18 protein-coding genes are annotated in these 17700 nt (G+C 64.8%); 10 read left to right on the top strand and 8 right to left on the bottom strand.

Translation table 11 applies throughout. The features are described from left to right. The first annotated feature begins 223 nt into the window (after nt 1-223). From IFT80_RS00155 to IFT80_RS00130, 6 genes are read left to right on the top strand one after another with little or no spacing between them, the layout of a single operon-like run. On the top strand, nt 224-1183 hold the full coding sequence (locus IFT80_RS00155) for an AAA family ATPase (protein ID WP_122479105.1): 960 nt from the start codon (nt 224-226) through the stop codon (nt 1181-1183). A gap of 4 nt (nt 1184-1187) precedes the next feature. Beyond that, complete coding sequence (locus IFT80_RS00150; protein WP_122479107.1) at nt 1188-2132, top strand: DUF58 domain-containing protein; 945 nt, start codon at nt 1188-1190, stop codon at nt 2130-2132. Beyond that, complete coding sequence (locus tag IFT80_RS00145; RefSeq protein WP_122479108.1) at nt 2129-2626, top strand: DUF4381 domain-containing protein; 498 nt, start codon at nt 2129-2131, stop codon at nt 2624-2626. Before IFT80_RS00150 ends, IFT80_RS00145 begins: the two co-directional genes overlap by 4 nt. Then, entirely contained in the window at nt 2619-3695 is a 1077-nt protein-coding gene (locus IFT80_RS00140; protein WP_192136497.1) for a vWA domain-containing protein, read from the top strand. The genes IFT80_RS00145 and IFT80_RS00140 overlap by 8 nt, the downstream gene beginning before the upstream one ends. Then, the gene (locus IFT80_RS00135) at nt 3692-5434 is read left to right on the top strand and encodes a VWA domain-containing protein (RefSeq protein WP_192136496.1); all 1743 of its coding nucleotides are present in this window, start codon (nt 3692-3694) and stop codon (nt 5432-5434) included. Before IFT80_RS00140 ends, IFT80_RS00135 begins: the two co-directional genes overlap by 4 nt. After that, nucleotides 5431-7065, top strand: coding sequence for a BatD family protein (locus IFT80_RS00130; protein ID WP_192136495.1), 1635 nt, complete (start codon nt 5431-5433; stop codon nt 7063-7065). Before IFT80_RS00135 ends, IFT80_RS00130 begins: the two co-directional genes overlap by 4 nt. 18 nt (nt 7066-7083) lie before the next feature. On the opposite strand, the gene IFT80_RS00125 is transcribed toward IFT80_RS00130, so the two are convergent. The 7 genes from IFT80_RS00125 to IFT80_RS00095 form a co-directional block, all read right to left on the bottom strand. Further along, nucleotides 7084-8127, bottom strand: a complete 1044-nt coding sequence (locus IFT80_RS00125; RefSeq protein WP_192057499.1) for an AI-2E family transporter — start codon at nt 8125-8127, stop codon at nt 7084-7086. A gap of 24 nt (nt 8128-8151) precedes the next feature. Continuing rightward, entirely contained in the window at nt 8152-8964 is an 813-nt protein-coding gene (locus IFT80_RS00120; RefSeq protein ID WP_192103802.1) for a DUF4892 domain-containing protein, read from the bottom strand. Nucleotides 8965-9076: 112 nt separating this feature from the next. Then, nucleotides 9077-9931, bottom strand: coding sequence for an alpha/beta hydrolase (locus IFT80_RS00115; protein ID WP_192136494.1), 855 nt, complete (start codon nt 9929-9931; stop codon nt 9077-9079). A 3-nt stretch (nt 9932-9934) separates the two neighbouring features. Next, nucleotides 9935-10378 (bottom strand): hotdog fold thioesterase, encoded by a 444-nt coding sequence (locus IFT80_RS00110; RefSeq protein ID WP_122479121.1) that lies wholly within the window; start codon nt 10376-10378, stop codon nt 9935-9937. Nucleotides 10379-10396: 18 nt separating this feature from the next. After that, nucleotides 10397-10852, bottom strand: coding sequence for a phosphohistidine phosphatase SixA (gene sixA / locus IFT80_RS00105; RefSeq protein WP_192057502.1), 456 nt, complete (start codon nt 10850-10852; stop codon nt 10397-10399). Further along, complete coding sequence (locus IFT80_RS00100) at nt 10849-11190, bottom strand: DUF4389 domain-containing protein (RefSeq protein ID WP_192136493.1); 342 nt, start codon at nt 11188-11190, stop codon at nt 10849-10851. Before IFT80_RS00100 ends, sixA begins: the two co-directional genes overlap by 4 nt. Nucleotides 11191-11200: 10 nt before the next feature. Then, entirely contained in the window at nt 11201-12226 is a 1026-nt protein-coding gene (locus IFT80_RS00095; RefSeq protein ID WP_122479127.1) for an NAD(P)H-dependent glycerol-3-phosphate dehydrogenase, read from the bottom strand. A 192-nt stretch (nt 12227-12418) separates the two neighbouring features. Between IFT80_RS00095 and IFT80_RS00090 the strand changes: the two genes are divergently transcribed. The 4 genes from IFT80_RS00090 (at nt 12419) to IFT80_RS00075 (ending at nt 16890) form a co-directional block, all read left to right on the top strand. Continuing rightward, complete coding sequence (locus IFT80_RS00090; RefSeq protein ID WP_192136492.1) at nt 12419-14323, top strand: ATP-binding protein; 1905 nt, start codon at nt 12419-12421, stop codon at nt 14321-14323. A gap of 271 nt (nt 14324-14594) precedes the next feature. Next, nucleotides 14595-15110: a 3-hydroxyacyl-[acyl-carrier-protein] dehydratase FabA gene (fabA, locus tag IFT80_RS00085; RefSeq protein ID WP_192136491.1), complete on the top strand. Its 516-nt coding sequence runs from the start codon at nt 14595-14597 to the stop codon at nt 15108-15110. Nucleotides 15111-15121: 11 nt separating this feature from the next. Continuing rightward, entirely contained in the window at nt 15122-16342 is a 1221-nt protein-coding gene (gene fabB / locus IFT80_RS00080; protein ID WP_122479131.1) for a beta-ketoacyl-ACP synthase I, read from the top strand. Nucleotides 16343-16482: 140 nt separating this feature from the next. Then, the gene (locus tag IFT80_RS00075; RefSeq protein ID WP_192136490.1) at nt 16483-16890 is read left to right on the top strand and encodes an OsmC family protein; all 408 of its coding nucleotides are present in this window, start codon (nt 16483-16485) and stop codon (nt 16888-16890) included. A gap of 67 nt (nt 16891-16957) precedes the next feature. Here IFT80_RS00075 and IFT80_RS00070 read toward each other — a convergent pair whose 3' ends face one another. Continuing rightward, a complete protein-coding gene (locus tag IFT80_RS00070) occupies nt 16958-17686 on the bottom strand; it encodes a dienelactone hydrolase family protein (RefSeq protein WP_122479133.1) in 729 nt (242 codons plus the stop codon). Nucleotides 17687-17700: the final 14 nt, after the last annotated feature.

Here is a 17700-nt window from a genome sequence, read left to right as displayed (position 1 = left end):
TATACGTGTAGGAGCGGCCAGTGGCCGCGAAATGGCCGGCCGACCCAACCGATCTCTCTGGCCGTGCAAGCTTCTTCGCGGCCACTGGCCGCTCCTACGGGACACAGAGGTGCCCGATCGAACACACCGATTTCTCTGCCACCCGCCAATGCATTAAAGTAGTGACCCCCGGCCAAGACGCCCTCACCTGCGTACTCGGTCCCTTTTTCAGGAACCGTCGACGATGGAACATCGTGAAGCGCTGATGGCGCTGCGAACCTTTCTTTCAACGCAGATCCTTGGCCAGGAGAAACTGGTCGAGCGTCTGCTGATCGTGCTGCTGGCGGACGGTCACATGCTGGTCGAGGGCGCGCCGGGGCTGGCCAAGACCAAAGCCATCAAGGAACTGGCCGAAGGCGTCGAGGCTCAGTTCCACCGTATCCAGTTCACCCCGGACCTGCTGCCGGCCGACATCACCGGCACCGAGATCTATCGACCCGAGACCGGCAGCTTCGTGTTCCAGCAGGGGCCGATCTTCCACAACCTGGTGCTGGCCGACGAGATCAACCGTGCGCCGGCCAAGGTGCAGTCGGCCCTGCTCGAGGCCATGGCCGAACGTCAGGTCAGTGTCGGTCGCAGTACCTACGACCTGTCGCCGTTGTTTCTGGTGATGGCGACGCAGAACCCGATCGAGCAAGAAGGCACCTACCCGCTGCCCGAGGCACAGCTCGATCGGTTCCTGATGCACGTCAAGATCGGCTTCCCGGATGCAGCCGTGGAACGGCGCATCCTGCAGCAGGCTCGCGGTGAAGCGCTCAATGGCGAAACCAAGCCCGAGCGGCGTGTCAGCCAGCAGGCCATCTTTGCCGCACGCAAGGAAATCCTCGGGCTGTACATGGCCGATGCGGTGGAGGAATACCTGGTGCAGCTGGTCATGGCGACGCGCACCCCGAGCAAGTTCGACGCCGAGCTCGGCGAATGGCTGGCCTATGGCGCCAGCCCGCGGGGCTCCATTTCCCTGGATCGCTGCGCACGCGCCCATGCCTGGCTGGCGGGGCGCGATTTCGTCAGCCCGGAAGACATCCAGGCGGTGCTGTTCGATGTGCTGCGTCATCGCATCATCCTGTCGTTCGAGGCGGAAGCCGCCGGGGTCGATCAGGACCGCGTGATCCAGCGCATCCTCGACGTCGTGGCCGTCGCCTAGCCCCATGACCCAGGAGCCGCGGCCAGAGCCTGGCATTCGCATCAGCCTGGCCGAGCTGATCGAAATGCGCCATCGGGTGCGCGAAGTGCAGCTGTTCTCCACCCCGGCCCAGCGCAGCCCGTTGATCGGCCTGCACCACTCCAAACTGCGCGGCCGCGGCGTGGACTTCGACCAGGTGCGCGTGTATCAGGCAGGTGACGATGTGCGCAGCATCGACTGGCGGGTCACGGCGCGCACCCAGGAACCGCACACCAAGCTGTTCCACGAAGAGCGCGAGCGGCCCATCTTCATTCTCGTCGAGCAGAGCCGGCGGTTGTTCTTCGGTTCGGGCCAGATGTTCAAGTCGGTGCTCGCTGCCCAGGCTGCGGCGTTGATCGGCTGGGCCGCGCTGGGGCACAACGATCGAGTCGGCGGGCTGGTATTCGGCGACGGCGAGCACTACGAGATCAAGCCCCGACGCAGCAAGCAAAGCCTGCTGCAGTTGCTCAACCGCCTGGTGCGGGTGAACCAGTCGCTGCACACCGAAGCGCTGCCGGAAAAGGACGCGCTGGGCATGGCCCTGCGTCGGGCGCGCGAAGTGTTGCGCCCCGGCAGCCTGGCCATCGTCATCTGTGATGAGCGCGCGCTGACCGATGGCGCCGAGCAGCAGCTCAGCCTGCTGTCGCGCCACTGCGACCTGCTGTTGCTGCCGGTTTCCGACCCGCTCGATCATGCGCTGCCGGCCGCCGGGCTGTTGCGTTTCGCCCAGCGCGGCAGGCAGATGGAAATCGATACACTGAACCCGGAGATGCGCCTGGCCTACCGCGCGTTGAGCGAGGCGCGCATCGCCCGATGGGAACGTCTGGGGCAAAAACTGCGTGTACTGTTGATGCCCCTGAGCACGCAGAGCGAGATGATCGAGCAGCTGCGCGAGTACCTCAACCCGCAGCGGCCGGGCAAACTCAAATGAGTACCCTTGAGCAACTGCAGCCATTGATCGCGCCGCCGCCTATCGGCCTGTGGCCACCGGCGCCTGGCTGGTGGCTGCTGGTCGTGCTGCTGCCGACCTTGGGCTGGGCTGCCTGGCACTGGCGTCACCGCTGGCGGCGCAAAGCCGTGATGCCGGCCACCGTCGAGCAACCCCTGGATCCGGTGCGCCAAGGCGCGCTGGAAGAGCTGGCGCGCTTGCCCAGACCCTACGATGGCGCCCCTGCCGGAGCGTGGCTGCAGCAGATCAACGGCCTGCTCAAGCGCCTGTGCCGCAACCACTACCCGAACGCCAACAGCCATGTGCTCAATGGCCGCCAGTGGCTGGCCTTCCTCGACAACCGCTGCCCGGCTGCCGGTCTGACGCGCTGGATGGTACTGGTCGAAGGGGTCTACAAGCCTGAGTGCAAGCTGGACGACAAGGCCATCGCCGGCCTGCAGCAGTCGGTCGAAACCTGGATACGCAAGCATGTTTGAGTTCGCCTGGCTGTGGGTCTTCGCCCTGCTGCCGCTGCCGTGGCTGCTGCGCGTGCTGCTGCCGGCCGCCGACAGCGGCGAGGCGGCGCTCAAGGTCAGCTTCCTCGATGAACTCGAGGGGCTGGCCGGGCGCCGGGCACGCATCAGCCTGCCGACCTGGCAGCAACAGGCGCCGTATGTGCTGCTGTGGCTGCTGCTGCTGATCGCGGCGGCGCGCCCGCAATGGCTGGGCGACCCCCTGCCCATCGCTGCCAGCGGGCGCGACCTGCTGGTGGCCGTGGATGTGTCCGGATCCATGGACTACCCCGACATGCCCTGGCAGAACGAAGACATCAGTCGGCTGGAGCTGGTGCAGCGCCTGCTCGGTGACTTTCTCGAACATCGCCAGGGCGACCGGGTCGGGCTGATCCTGTTCGGCAGCAAGGCCTACGTGCAGGCACCGCTGACCTTCGATCGACGCACCGTGCGTACCTGGCTCGACGAAGCACGCATCGGCATTGCCGGGAAGAATACCGCCATCGGCGATGCCATCGGCCTGGCGCTCAAACGTCTGCGCCTGCGCCCGGCGCAAAGCCGGGTGCTCATTCTGGTCACCGATGGCGCCAACAACGGTGGTCAGATCCATCCCATCACTGCCGCGCGCCTGGCGGCCCAGGAGCATGTGCGCATCCATACCATCGGCATCGGTGCCGACCCCAGTGCCGATGGCGCGCTGAGCATGCTCGGCCTCAATCCCAGCCTGGACCTGGACGAGCCCTCGTTGCGCGAGATCGCGCAGATCACCGGCGGCCAGTACTTCCGTGCTCGCGACGGCGACCAGCTGCAAGCCATCGGCGCCAGCCTCGACACCCTCGAACCGGTCGACCAGAAGCCCACCCAGGCGCGACCGGCGCAAGCGCTGTATAGCTGGCCGCTGAGCGCGGCATTGCTGCTCAGTGTGTTGCTGGTCGTGCGCCAGAACTGGCCGAACAACCCGCTGCAGCTGTTCCTGCGCAAGCGTCGCTTTCTGCCGACAGCTCCGCAGTGGCGCGAGCGCCTGCAGCGGCTGCAATTGCGGAGGCGCAAATGATCGACGCATGGCCGCATTGGTTCCGTCCCTGGTGGCTGCTGGCCTGGCCAGCTTTGGTCTGGCTGCTGTGGCAATTGTGGCACCGGCAGAAACGCGCGGGGCGCTGGCAATTGCTGCTGCCCCGCCACTTTCACGGAGTCCTGCTGGACGGTGGCAGCGGTCGGCAGAGCAAGGCGCCCTGGATAGTGCTGGGCCTGGCCTGGCTGTTGACCGCGGTGGCCCTGCTCGGACCCAGCTGGCAGCGTATCGAACAGCCGGGCAGGACCGTCGTCGACCCGTTGGTGGTGGTGCTCGCCCTGAGCCCGGAGATGCTGGCCACCGATGTCGTGCCCAATCGCCTGGAGCAGGCGCGGCGCAAGCTGCTGGACCTGCTCGACGCACGCCGCGATGCGCAGACGGCCATTATCGTCTACGCCGGCAGCGCGCACGTGCTGGTGCCGCTATCCGACGACCTGGGAACCAGTCGCAACCTGCTGGAGGCGATCAAGCCCTCGATCATGCCAGTCGAAGGCCAGCGCGCCGACCTCGGCGTGCAGCGCGCACTGGAACTGCTCGACCAGGCCGAACAGGGTCAGGGCCGCATACTGCTGCTGGCATCGCAGCTGTCCGAAGCGGAACGTCGCGGGATTTCCCAGCGACTGGACAATCACTCTCCACAGTTGTTGATCCTGGGTATCGGCACCCGTGACGGGGCGCCCGTGAAGCAGGAAGACGGTGAGTTTCTCAAGGACGAGCAAGGCGCGATTCGCTTGCCGCGCCTGGACAGTGTCGGCCTGCGCAGCTTCGCTGCCGATGTCGGCGGCCTGTACCGACAAGCGCGTCTGGATGATCTGGACCTGCGCAACCTCGGTTTGCTCGATCGCCCCACGCTGTTGCGCGGCAACGGCACGACGCAGCAGTTGGACAGCTGGGCCGATCAAGGTCATTGGCTGTTGCTGCCTCTGCTGTTGCTGGCGGCGCTCGCTGGCCGCCGCGGCTGGCTGTTCTGTTTGCCGTTATGCCTGCTGATCGTGCCGCAGCCAGGTTATGCCTTCGATGTTCAGGACCTTTGGCTGCGCCGCGATCAGCAAGGCCAGGCCCTGCTCGAACAGCAGCGTCCGGCCCAGGCCGCGCGGCGCTTCGCCGATGCGCAGTGGCAAGGCATGGCGCTGTACGAAGCGGGCGACTACGAAGCGGCCGCCGAGCGGTTCGCCCAGGGCGACAGCGCCCGCGACCACTACAACCGCGGCAACGCCCTGGCGCGCAGCGGCGAACTGGAAGCTGCCCTCGACGCCTATGAGCAGGCGCTGGAGCGCCAGCCGGACCTGCAGCCGGCGCTGGACAACCGCACGCTGGTGGAACAGCTTCTGCGCCAGGCCCCGGCCGAAGCTCCCGCCGCTTCCGCAGACCAGGCCGCCCAGCCCCGAGCACCAGGTGCCACGGCGCCGGACGACGAGGATCCGAACGCGTCCGCGGCGGCCGACGCTTCCCCAGGCAACAACGACGCGCAGAGCAGCCAGGAAAACCCCTCGGGTCAGGCGGGGGGAGAACAGAATCAGGCACAATCCTCGGCACCGGCGCAGCCACCGAGCGACGAATCCACGACCCGGCCACCGTCACGACCAACCCAGGCCACCCTGGATGCCGAACAGCGTCAAGCCCTGGAGCAGTGGCTGCGACAGATCCCGGACGACCCGGCCGAGCTGTTGCGGCGCAAATTCTGGTATGAACAGCAACAACATCAGGACAAGATTCGATGAGTCGCTTCAGCGCCCTCTGCATCAGTGCAACCCTGGCCGTGCTTGGCCAATGCGCGCATGCCGCCACGTTGGTGGCCAGCGTCGATCGCTCGCGTCTCAACTCGGGGGAAACGGTCGAGCTGACCCTGGAAACCACCGACGTCACGCAGTTCGGCAAGCCCGACCTGACGCCACTCGAAGGCTCGTTCGATGTGCGCGACACGCGCCAGGTCAATCGCCTGACCAGCCTGGACGGCGACCGCCAGGCCACCACCCGCTGGATTATCACCCTGCTCCCGCGACAGACCGGCAGCGTTACCATCGCTGCGCTGCAACTGGGCGAACTGCGCAGCCAGCCGATCGTCCTGCAGGTGCTGCACAGCGACCCGCCGTTGCGCGCGAACATGGCCCCGGTGTTCATCGACGCCAGCCTGGATGAAGACAGTGTCTATGTGCAGGCCCAGGCAGTATTGACCTTGCGCATCTATCACTCGGTGCCCCTGTACGACGACAGCAGCCTCACACCTCTGCGACTGGCCGAGGCGCGCATCGAGCCGCTGGGCGGATCGCGCACCTTCGAGAAGATCATCGACGGCGTCCGCCACGGGGTCATCGAGATGCGTTATGCAATCTATCCGCAACGCAGTGGCGAATTGATTATTCCTGCCCTGGCATTCACCGCCACCACCGTCGAGCCAACCGCACCTGGCGACAGCGCCAACAGCGCGCCGCGGCCCGGCAAGCTGATGAAGGTGACGTCCGCGCAGATGGCCCTGACGGTCAAGGGCGTCCCAGCGGCCTACCCCGCCGACACGCCGTGGTTGCCGGCACGCAGCCTGAGCCTGAGTGAAAGCTGGAACCCCGACCCGCCGAGCAGCCAGGTTGGTGATTCTCTGACTCGCACACTGGAGGTAAAGGCCGAGGGGCTGTCCAGTGCGCAACTGCCGGCGTTGCCCGGTACCGAAGTGGAAGGCTTGCGACGCTACCCGGATCAGCCCCAGTTGAACAACCAGATCGGTGAACGAGGTTTGATCGGCAGCCGCCAGGAACGCGAGGCACTGGTGCCGGCGCGCAGTGGCACCCTGCAGTTGCCGAGCGTCGAGATGGTCTGGTGGAACACCCATGAGGACCATCTGGAGCGTACCGGTCTGCCGGCGCGTAGTCTGGAGGTTGCCGGCAACGCCGGGCTGATGGTCGATGCGCCGGTCGGTAACCGTGATGCCGAGCCGGACGTGGCCTGGCTGTGGAAGCTGGTCAGCGTCATGCTGGCGTTCACCACGATGATCGGCTTCGCCCTGTGGTGGCGCGCCCGTGGGCAGCCGGCGGTCCTGCGCGCAGCCCAAAGCGGACCAAGCCCGCGCACTCTGCTCGATGACCTCAAGCGCGCCTGCCAGGCCAACGACCCCCAGGCCACCCGCCAGGCTTTGGATGCCTGGGCCCGGCAGCAGCCGGAGACGCTGGCCGACATGACGGCGCGCTTCGTGCCTTTGTCCGACGCTCTGGATGGGCTCAATGGCGCGCTCTACAGCGAAAGCGGCCAATACTGGCAAGGCGAAGAGCTGTGGCGCGCCATCGGCAGCCTCCTGCGCACCGACCCGCCCCTCGAGCCCTCCGCGGAAAACGCCGGGTTACCGCCGCTGTATCCAAAATGATCCCCACAGGGTGGGTATCTAGAGCGGTTTGTGTTCGGTATGGGTCCAGTCGTGCAGCAGGCTGTAGGCCACTGCCAGCAGGGTCGGACCTATGAACAGGCCGATGAAGCCGAAAGCCAGCAGCCCGCCGAACACCCCCAGCAGCACGATCACCAACGGCAAGTTGCCGCCGCGGCTGATCAGGTAGGGCTTGAGCACGTTGTCCACGCCACTGATGACGAAGGTGCCCCAGATACCGAGGAATATCGCGTAGCCATAGTCGCCCTGCCACACCAGCCAGGCGGTGGCCGGAATCCACGCCAGCGGCGGCCCCATGGGAATCAGGCTGAGCAGGAAGGTGACGATGCCGAGGACCAATGCCCCAGGCACGCCGGCGATCAGGAAGCCGATCAAGGCCAGGATCGCCTGGGCGGCGGCGGTACCGATCACCCCGTTGACCACCCGCTGCACCGTACCCGCCACCAGATCGATGTAGTACCCGGCACGCTCTCCGATCAGACGTTCCAGCAGCCGGAGCACGAAGGCTGCCATGCGCGGCCCGTCGCGATAGAAGAAGAACACGAAGACCAGGCTCAGCGTGAGTTCGAGGATCCCGCCGCCGATCTGCGCGCTGCGCGCCAGCAGGAAATTGCCGACTTGCCCCAAGTACGGCCTTACGCTGGCCAGGAACGCCGCGCCCTGCTCGTCGAGGGTGTCCCAGATACCGACCAGGCTCGTACCGACCAGAGGAATGCCGGCCAGCCAGCCAGGCGCATCGGGCAGCCCGTCGACCTGCACGTCGCGAATGAACGCCGTCGCATCGCGCACGTGATCGGCCAGGTTGAAGCCCAACCAGACCAGCGGCAAGACCACCAGCAGCATCCAGCAGCCGGTGAGAATACCGGCTGCCAGCGACTCGCGGCCATTGAGCCAGCGGGTCAGCAGCCGCATCAGCGGCCAACTGGCGTAGGCCAGGATCGCACCCCACAGCAGGGCTGAACAAAACGGCGCCAGTACCCATAGGCAGGCGCCAAGCAGTGCCAGCAAGACAATCTGTACCAGCAGGCGATCGTTACTCGGCATCAATGCTCCAAAGGCGACGCAGGCTCAACGAATGATTTCCAGATGCAGCCCCTTGACGCTTTCGGTACCGGTTTCCAAGCGAGCCGCGCGCACACCCTTGGCGACCAGCGCATCGCGCCATGCAGCGGCCGCAGCGTTCGATACACCGGATACGCTCACCCGAATCGAGCTATCGAGTTGCAGGCTGCGGGCCAGCAAGGCCACCCAGGTGTCATCGGGCGTTTCGCCCATGGCTGGGTAATCGAGATCGCCGGTGCTGCGCAATTCGTGCAGCACCGTGGCCGGGGTGGGCAACAACTCGCCCAGTGGCGCATCGGCAACGAAGTTTTCGACGTGCAGATAGGCGCGACGGTTGCCACGGGTAATGGCATAGATGGCTGTGAGGGTGTTGTCGTCTGGAGCGGCCTGGCGCAGCAGCACGAACGCCTGCTGATCGTCGGCCCCCGACAGCCGCGCGCCGTCGAAGACATCGTTGACCCACAGGCTGCTTTCACCGCAGTCGCGCGCCTGACACCAGTACAGCGTGTGCGCGCCCCCCTGCTGCAGCGCCTCGCGGGCATCGTTGAAGGCTTGTCGCGCGGTCTGGGTTTCGGGAAGTTCATACGTGGTGGCGCTGACCTGGCCTCTGGCGTTGACCTGGCCGTCCATGCGCAGCTTGCCGCTGATCTTGCGCAGCGACCCCAGCGGATAGATGCGCTCCTTGTCGACCGCAGGACGTTGGTCGACGACCTTGGCGTCCGGCGGCGCGGGCAGCTCGGCGGCCATGGCTGAGGTGCTCAGGACGGCGCTGCCCAGCAGAGCGGCGAGTACCGGTAGCAGCCGCTTCGAGGCATTCATGAGGGCAGCAAGGCGTGGTGGCCCGGAGGGCTGTAAACGAGCGTAGCAGCGAGTTCCATCAAGGTCTTCTCCTGTTTCAACCTGACAAGCCTCTGCAGTTGCCTGCTGCAAGTCAAGGTATCGCAAAAAAGCGATTGAAACAGTCTGCGACAAGCCTGGCCCCGGTGTCGTCATTCAGGTGCAGGTGATGGCCTCCGGGCAGCGCCTGCAGGGGGAGCCCCAATCGGGCCAGCAGCGCAGTATTTTTCACCAGCAGGCCCTGCTCGGCGAGGATCAACAGGCTCGGGCAACGAATCGCCTGCACGTACGCCAGTGCCTGTTCTTCGCTCAAGCGCACCGGCGATGGCAGCGTCAGACGGCTGTCGCTACGCCAGTTGAATCCACCTGCCACCCTTTCAAGCCCTCGCGACGCCAATAATTCGGCAGCCTCGTGGCTGACGGCGATACGACCCTGCATGCGCGCAAGCACGGCCCGATTGATGTCGGCATACACTGATTTGCGCTTATGACCCAACGCCTGCTGCGCATGCAGGGCTTCGCCCAGGCGCTGTGGCCCCTCCTCGGCAGCGCCCAGCGGCGGTACCACGCCGTCAATCAGCGCCAGGCGCTCTATTCGCTCGGGCAAGGCACTCGCCAGCAAGGTGGCGACGATCCCGCCCAGCGAGTGCCCCAGCAGGGAAAAGCGCTGCCATCCCAGCTGGTCGGCCGCCTGCAGCACATCGTGGGCGTAATCCCACAGGGCATAACCGGCGCCAACCGGACGATGCCCGGAGTGTCCATGCCCGGCCAGGTCGAGGGCGACGATGCGCAGCCCGGCCAGCTTCGGCGCCAGACGGGCAAAGCTGTTGGCGTTGTCCAGCCAGCCGTGCAGCGCCAGCACCGGCCTGCCGTCTTCGGGTCCGTAGACCTGGGCGGCCAGCTCGATATGAGGCAGCGACAGGCGGATTTCGCGGACCGGCGCAGTCATGACTCAGCGGGCCGGCGGGTTCTGCCCCAGCGGCACCACGGCCACTGTCAGGCGCGAAATGCAGCTGGCTTTGCCGTCGTCGCCCTGCAGGCGAATGTCCCAGACGTGAGTGCTGCGGCCAATGTGCACCGCACGGGCCACGCCCGTCACTCGGCCGCTGCGCAACCCGCGCAGATGGTTGGCGTTCACCTCAAGGCCTACACAGTAGAAACGCTCGGTGTCGATGCACAGAAAACTGGCCATGGAGCCCAGGCTTTCTGCCAGCACCACTGAGGCGCCACCGTGCAGCAGACCGAACGGCTGGTGGGTCCGTGCATCAACGGCCATGCTGGCAGTCAGGGAGTGCGCATCGAAGCTTTCGAAGCGGATATCCAGCAACTCGCCGATGGTATTTTTCTGCGCCGCATTCAAGCGTTCGAGATCCGGTTCGGTGCGCCACAAACTCATGGGAGGATTCCTGACAGGTTAGGGATGGTGAACGGCGTACAGGGACATCAGCCCGGCCAGGGGCCAGTCGCCGTGCAGCTCGGCCAGGCTGGCGGTCTGCATGGGTTCCGGCTCGCGCAAGTTGCCGTGGACGAGCAGGCTCAGCAGATTGCCCACCAGCGGCTGGTGGCTGACAAGCAGCACGTTCTCCAGACCCAGCGCCTGCAAGTGCCCGGCCACCTCCAGCGGATCGCTTTCAGGCGTCAGCCACGGCACGGTCTGCACCGCCGGGGCGCCGTGCAGCACGCCGTGGACCAGAGCGGCGGTCTGCTGCGCGCGTACATACGGGCTGGCGAGAATGGCATCCAGAGGTTGATCGTGCAGGCGCGCCGCGCTGGCCAGCACCTGTCGTTCGCCCACCGAGGTCAAGGCCCGCTCGGCATCGCTGCGGGCATGGCTGACGGCTTCGCCGTGGCGCAGTACCCAGAGCTTCATGGCTTGGGCTCGTCGGCCACGGGACGAGCCGCGCCTGCGTCATAGGCTGCTTCGCCGTCGGCAGGACGCGCCTGTGGCCAATCGGAAAACGGCCAGGGTTTCTGCTCGGTGTGAAAGCTGCCGAAGCGACCGATCTGGGCCAGGTAGCGGCTCAGGCTGTCGCCGAAGGCCATCATGGCAGCGTTCGGCGCGCCCTGGACCAGGCGATGGATGAGTTGCACCAGCACCAGCGCGCCGAGCAGGAACTGGGCAACCTGCCAGACCAGCACGAACACCAGCATCCAGAGCACGCGCAAAAGGATGACCTCGCGGCCCGGGTCGTTGAAAGGACGGTTCATGACGTGTTCCTCAGTTGAAGCCACTGGTGGAAATGAAATCGACATCGGTCTTGGGTTCGGCCCGCATCAGCAGCTCGATCACCTGGTTCAGCGTACGCCCTTCGAACAGGATTGCGTGCAAGCCCGCCACCAGCGGCATGTACACCTGAAGCTCCTGAGCCTTGGCCTTGAGCACCTTGAGCGTGTTGACCCCTTCGGCCACCTCGCCCAGGCGCGACACGGCGTCCTCCAGGCTCAGGCCTTCGCCCAGGGCAAACCCTACCTGATAGTTGCGGCTCTTGGGCGACGAGCAGGTCACGATCAGGTCGCCCACACCGGCCAGACCGAGAAAGGTCATGGGGTTGGCGCCCTGGCTGACGGCAAAACGCGTCATCTCGGCCAGGGCACGGGTAATCAGCATGCTTTTGGTGTTCTCGCCCATGCCCAATGCCACGGCCATGCCGGCGATGATCGCATAGACGTTCTTCAGCGCGCCGCCCAACTCGACGCCGAAGCGGTCGCTGCTGGCATAGACGCGGAACGTACGCCCATGCAGCACGGCCTGGACGCGCTCGCAGAGGGCTTCGTCGGCGCTCGCCACCACCGTGGCGGTCAGGGCATGTTCGGCGATCTCGCGGGCCAGGTTGGGGCCGGACAACACGCCGATACGCGCGTCTGGCGCAACCTCTTCGAGAATCTCGCTCATCAGCTTGAAGGTCTGCGCCTCGATGCCCTTGGTCAGGCTGACCAGCATCTTGCCGCTCAGCTGATCGGCATGCTGGGCCAGCACGCTGCGCAAGGCGCTCGAGGGCAGCGCGACGAAGATCAGCGCACTGCCGGCGATGGTCGCGGGCAGGTCGGTGACTGGGATCACCCCCGGCAGGATCTTGATGCCTTTGAGGTAGCGCGGATTTTCCCGGTTCAGGCGAATCGACTCGGCCTGCTCCGGGTCGCGCATCCACTGACGGACCGAATGGCCGTTCTCGGCCAGCAGGTTGGCCACGGCGGTGCCGAAACTACCTCCTCCCAGCACGGCTATCGGCTGCTCTTGAGTCATATCCCATCCATTTGGTCGAGTTGAGGGCGATGAGGGGCATTATACGGAGCCACCTCGACACGACCAGTCCCGGCCTGCGCCCCGGTAACAATACGACTGGAATTGTCGCTCTGACCGGTTAACATGCCTGACTGTTCAACTCGATTCAGGCCCTGTCGTGTCCGCCACTTTCCCATTGCCCTGCGCCCCGACATGAAGTTGCGCCTGAACCGCGACATTCATACACGCACCCAGATCATCAGCGTCGGGCCGGCCCTGCTGTTGACCCTGCTACTGATCGGTTTCTTCACCTTCGTGCGTTTGCAGGACCTGCGCCAGGAACTCAATCACACCGGCCAGTTGATCGCCAACCAGCTCGCCCCCGCCGCGGAATACGGCGTGGTCACCGATAATGCCGCGGTACTCGAAGGGCTGCTCGGCGCAACCCTGGCTACCCCTCACGTACGTTTCCTGGAGATTCAGGACCAGACCGACCGGCGCCTGGCCTATGTCGAACAGCGAGTCAGAAACGAGCACCGGTCGGCCCATGTCGAAGTGTTCCAGGCACCGATCCAGATCCGTGGGGCCTTCCTGGAAGACCATCAGGCTCAGGTGCAGCAGCACATGGGCAGTGCCAGCAGCGGCGATTACCTGGGCCGGGTGATCGTCGGCATGTCCGACGACGCCTTCAGCGAGCGCCAGCAGGAAATCGTCCTCAAGGCCGGCGTGCTGGCTTTGTTTGCACTGTTGTTCACCTATCTGCTGGCCCGGCGGCTGGCGCGCAGCCTGGCCCAGCCCATCAGTGAAATGAGCCGCGTAGTCAAGGCCATAGGCCAGGGCGAGTTCGACCGGCCGCTGCCCATCGTCGACGACAGCGAGCTGGGGCATCTGGCCGGGCATATCAACAACCTTGCCAGCGCCCTGGCCAAGGCCAGCCACGAACAGCATCAGGCCATGCAGCAACTGATCCAGACTCGCGAGGAGGCCGAGCGCGCCAACAGCGCCAAGTCGGATTTCCTGGCGATGATGAGCCACGAGCTGCGCACCCCTATGAATGGCGTGCTGGGCATGCTGCAGCTGCTCGAAACCACCGTGCTGAGCCATGAACAGCGCGATTACGCTCAGGTGGCCACCGAGTCCACCGAACACCTGCTCAAGGTCATCAACGACATTCTGGATTTTTCCCGCATCGAGCGGGCGGCGATGGAACTGGAGCACATCGGTTTCAGCCTGCACGAGCTGATCACCAGTTGCGTGCAGGCCTTCCAGCACACCGCCAGGCAACGCAAGCTGGCGCTGGAATTGACGCTGGCCGAGGGCATCGAGGGGTTGCAGGTCGAGGGCGATCCGACGCGCATCCGGCAGATCCTGGTCAATCTGATCGGCAATGCGCTGAAATTCACCGATGAAGGCGGTGTGGACATCTGCGTGCGGTGGCAGGTGCTGGATCATCAATTGATCTGGCTGACCTGCACCGTGCGCGATACTGGCATCGGCATCGGCGAAGATCGACTGGAAAGCATGTTCGACGCGTTCGCCCAGGCCGACAGTTCGATTTCGCGCCGTTACGGCGGCACCGGCCTGGGGCTGCCGATCGCGCGTACGCTGGCCGAACGCATGGGGGGCACGCTGCGTGCGCAAAGCAAGGAAAGGCACGGCTCGCTGTTCACCCTGGAAATGCCGCTGGCGCTGAGCCAGCAGAGCCTGGCCCGCCCGGCAGCGGTGCCCAACCTGTCCGGCAACGACGACGGCGTCGGCCACAGTGTCTTGCTGGTGGAAGACAACGCGGTCAACCAGACCGTGATCGAAGCCATGCTGCGCAGCCTGGGCTACGCCGTCGATGTGGTCAGCGACGGCGCAGCAGCGGTCAGCCAGGTGCGTGCGCACCTCTATTCGGCGGTGCTGATGGACTGTCGCCTGCCGGTCCTCGACGGCTACGAGGCGTCGCGGCAGATTCGCCAGATTGCTGGCCGCGCAGAGCTGCCGATCATCGCCCTGACCGCCAACGCGCTGCTGGGCGACCGCGCCACCTGCCTGGATGCCGGAATGAACGATTACCTGGCAAAACCGTTCAAACGGGCAGATCTGCAACAGGTTCTGCTGCGCTGGACGAGCTGAACCAGCGCCGTGGAAGGGATGCCGGATGTCCTCGTGACAGCGCCCGTTGCTGGCAAGAAATGCTAAAGTGCGGCAGTCTTGTACATCCATTCGGACAAAGCCTGCTGTCTGGCATTATAATTTCAGTGAACAAGTGTACTTCCGTATCGCTTGCGCTGTGACTTTCACTACAACGCAATAGTCTATGTGTAGGCTGCCGACCCAGGCGTTGATTCTTCTGGTCGGTCGGGAAGATCTGCCCCCTGCCACCAGGGACTATTGAGGAGCTCGCATGACCAAACAAAACGCCTTTACTCGGGAAGATCTGCTGCGCTGCAGTCGTGGCGAGCTGTTCGGCCCAGGTAACGCGCAACTGCCCGCCCCGAATATGCTGATGGTGGACCGCATCACCCATATCAGCGCCGAAGGTGGCAAGTACGGCAAGGGTGAATTGGTCGCCGAGCTGGATATCAATCCGGACCTGTGGTTCTTCGCTTGCCACTTCGAGGGTGATCCGGTGATGCCGGGCTGCCTCGGCCTGGATGCCATGTGGCAGCTGGTGGGTTTCTTCCTCGGCTGGCAGGACCTGCCGGGCCGTGGCCGTGCGCTGGGTTCGGGTGAAGTGAAGTTCTTCGGCCAGGTGCTGCCGACGGCCGAGAAGGTCACGTACAACATTCATATCAAGCGCGTGCTCAAGGGCAAGCTGAACATGGCCATCGCCGATGGCTCGGTCAGCGTCGACGGCCGCGAGATCTACACCGCCGACGGCCTTCGGGTCGGCGTCTTTACATCCACCGAAAATTTCTAAGGGTTATCCGCATGCGCCGCGTTGTTATCACTGGTCTGGGCATCGTTTCGTGCCTGGGCAATGACAAAGACACCGTCTCCGCAAACCTGCGTGCAAGCCGCCCTGGCATCCGCTTCAACCCGGAATATGCCGAAATGGGTCTGCGTAGCCAGGTTTCCGGTTCCATCGACCTCAACCTGGAAGAGCTGATCGACCGCAAGGTGTACCGCTTCGTCGGCCATGCCGCCGCCTACGCGTACCTTGCAATGCAGGATGCCATCAAGGATTCCGGCCTCACCGACGAGCAGGTTTCCAACCCGCGTACCGGCCTGATCGCCGGTTCGGGCGGCGCCTCTACCTTGAACCAGATGGAAGCGCTGGACATCCTGCGCGAGAAAGGCGTCAAGCGCGTCGGTCCGTACCGGGTCACCCGCACCATGAGCAGCACCGTCTCGGCCTGCCTGGCCACCCCTTTCAAGATCAAGGGCCTGAACTACTCCATCGCCTCGGCGTGTGCCACCAGCGCGCACTGCATCGGTACGGCCATGGAGCAGATCCAGATGGGCAAGCAGGACGTGGTGTTCGCCGGCGGCGGCGAAGAGGAACACTGGAGCCAGTCGTTCCTGTTCGACGCCATGGGTGCCCTTTCCAGCAAGCGCAACGACACGCCTGAAAAAGCGTCGCGTGCCTACGACAGCGACCGCGATGGCTTCGTCATCGCCGGCGGCGGCGGCATGGTCGTGGTCGAGGAGCTGGAACACGCTTTGGCCCGCGGTGCCCACATCTATGCCGAGATCGTTGGCTACGGTGCCACATCGGATGGCTACGACATGGTCGCGCCAAGCGGCGAAGGCGCCATCCGCTGCATGCAGCAGGCGCTGTCCACCGTCGATACCCCGATCGACTACCTGAACACTCACGGCACCTCCACACCGGTGGGCGACGTGGCCGAGATGAAGGGTGTGCGGGAAGTCTTCGCCGGCAAGTATCCGGCCATCAGCTCGACCAAGAGCCTGTCCGGGCACTCGCTGGGCGCCGCTGGCGTGCACGAAGCCATCTACTGCATGCTGATGATGGAAGGCAACTTCATTGCCGGGTCAGCCAACATCGACGAACTGGACCCTGCCGTGGCCGATCTGCCAGTGCAGACCGTCACCCAGGAAAACGTCGAAATCAATACGGTGATGAGCAACAGCTTCGGCTTCGGCGGTACCAATGCCACGCTGGTACTCAAGCGTTGGCAGGGTCAGTAAGGCTCGCAGCCCTACTGAAGGACGGCGCCTGCGGGCGCCGTTTTTTTTGCCTGAAATCGGTCAATTGACTGCGGTTGAACCCCCCGGATGGCGCAACCCTCTATACAGTGTGACTCGAGCACACCAACGAAGGGATTTCCATGGCTATCACCGTGACTACCGAACCTGGCGACGGATTTCGCCACAGCATCGACATCGATGGCCGCCACTCTTTTCACACCGACTTGCCGGAAGCCCTGGGTGGGGCAGGTTCGGCGCCCTCTCCCCATGACTATTTCGACGCCGCACTGGGCGCCTGCAAGGCCCTGACCCTGAAGCTCTATGCCCAGCGCAAGAACATCCCGCTCACGGGTGTGAATGTGGAGGTCAAACGCGATGCGAGCGAGGAGCCCACCGGCAAATACCGCCTGCAGGTCAAGCTCACCTTGCTCGGCAACCTGACGGAAGCGCAGCGTCATGACCTGGACCGCGTGGCCGATCACTGCCCGGTGCACAAGCTGATGACCAGTGCAGTGGTCGATATCGAGACGTACCTGGCCGAGGCTTAGCAGCCAGGCACCTGGGTGGCGGTTCGACCCTCTTCGCGGCCACGTACCGCCCCCATGGGCCTGCGAATCAGGCCTGAAACACTTCCTCGAGCAGGTTGTGCATGGCCTGAAAGGCGCGCGCCGAGACCTTGGCATCGTACATCTGCACACCCGGGTTGTTGGCCTCGGTGTCGGTGAACGAATGGTAGGCTCCGCCGTAGCTGGTCAACTGCCAATCCACACCCGCCGAGTTCATCTCGGAACGGAAGGCCGGCAGCTGTTCGGCAGGCACCAGGGGATCGGCGTCACCGTGCAGCACCAGGACCGAACCCTTGATGTCATGGGCATCGGCCGGGTTGGGCGTGTCGAGTGTGCCATGGAACGAGACGGTTGCCTTGAGCGCCGCGCCCGTACGTGCCAGCTCCAGCGCACAGCACCCGCCAAAGCAGAAACCGAAGGCCGCCGATTGCGCCGGATCGACAGCGGCATGCGTCTGCTCGTGCAGTTGCTGCAGCGCAACCTGCATGCGCTTGCGCAGCAAGGCACGGTCGTTCTTCAGCGGCATCATGGCAGCCGCTGCTTCATCGTTGTTGCCCGGGTGCACGCCCTGGCCATACAAGTCGACCAGCAACACCACATAGCCCTTGGCAGCCACCGACTGGGCAATGCGTTCGGCACCTTCGCTGACGCCCATCCAGTTCGGCGCCATCACCAGGCCCGGACGTGGCGACACGATATCAGTGTCGTAGACCAGGCGGCTTTCGTACGCCTGCCCGTCGATTTGGTAGACAACGGATTGAACGGTCAATGTGCTCACGCTTGCATCTCCAA

The sequence above is a fragment of the Pseudomonas sp. CFBP 8771 genome (genome assembly GCF_014841695.1).
GTDB lineage: Bacteria > Pseudomonadota > Gammaproteobacteria > Pseudomonadales > Pseudomonadaceae > Aquipseudomonas > Aquipseudomonas baltica.
The sequence above is the reverse complement of the archived record's forward strand: the minus strand, read 5'-3'. Positions and strand labels throughout refer to the sequence as shown.

Coding starts and splice junctions, on each gene's coding strand:
- IFT80_RS00115 (WP_192136494.1), bottom strand. CDS start 9,931: ATGACTGCGCCGGTCCGCGAAATCCGCCTGTCGCTGCCTCATATCGAG.
- IFT80_RS00110 (WP_122479121.1), bottom strand. CDS start 10,378: ATGAGTTTGTGGCGCACCGAACCGGATCTCGAACGCTTGAATGCGGCG.
- IFT80_RS00150 (WP_122479107.1), top strand. CDS start 1,188: ATGACCCAGGAGCCGCGGCCAGAGCCTGGCATTCGCATCAGCCTGGCC.
- IFT80_RS00100 (WP_192136493.1), bottom strand. CDS start 11,190: ATGAACCGTCCTTTCAACGACCCGGGCCGCGAGGTCATCCTTTTGCGC.
- IFT80_RS00095 (WP_122479127.1), bottom strand. CDS start 12,226: ATGACTCAAGAGCAGCCGATAGCCGTGCTGGGAGGAGGTAGTTTCGGC.
- fabA (WP_192136491.1), top strand. CDS start 14,595: ATGACCAAACAAAACGCCTTTACTCGGGAAGATCTGCTGCGCTGCAGT.
- IFT80_RS00090 (WP_192136492.1), top strand. CDS start 12,419: ATGAAGTTGCGCCTGAACCGCGACATTCATACACGCACCCAGATCATC.
- IFT80_RS00125 (WP_192057499.1), bottom strand. CDS start 8,127: ATGCCGAGTAACGATCGCCTGCTGGTACAGATTGTCTTGCTGGCACTG.
- IFT80_RS00155 (WP_122479105.1), top strand. CDS start 224: ATGGAACATCGTGAAGCGCTGATGGCGCTGCGAACCTTTCTTTCAACG.
- IFT80_RS00145 (WP_122479108.1), top strand. CDS start 2,129: ATGAGTACCCTTGAGCAACTGCAGCCATTGATCGCGCCGCCGCCTATC.
- sixA (WP_192057502.1), bottom strand. CDS start 10,852: ATGAAGCTCTGGGTACTGCGCCACGGCGAAGCCGTCAGCCATGCCCGC.
- IFT80_RS00140 (WP_192136497.1), top strand. CDS start 2,619: ATGTTTGAGTTCGCCTGGCTGTGGGTCTTCGCCCTGCTGCCGCTGCCG.
- IFT80_RS00075 (WP_192136490.1), top strand. CDS start 16,483: ATGGCTATCACCGTGACTACCGAACCTGGCGACGGATTTCGCCACAGC.
- IFT80_RS00130 (WP_192136495.1), top strand. CDS start 5,431: ATGAGTCGCTTCAGCGCCCTCTGCATCAGTGCAACCCTGGCCGTGCTT.
- fabB (WP_122479131.1), top strand. CDS start 15,122: ATGCGCCGCGTTGTTATCACTGGTCTGGGCATCGTTTCGTGCCTGGGC.
- IFT80_RS00120 (WP_192103802.1), bottom strand. CDS start 8,964: ATGAATGCCTCGAAGCGGCTGCTACCGGTACTCGCCGCTCTGCTGGGC.
- IFT80_RS00135 (WP_192136496.1), top strand. CDS start 3,692: ATGATCGACGCATGGCCGCATTGGTTCCGTCCCTGGTGGCTGCTGGCC.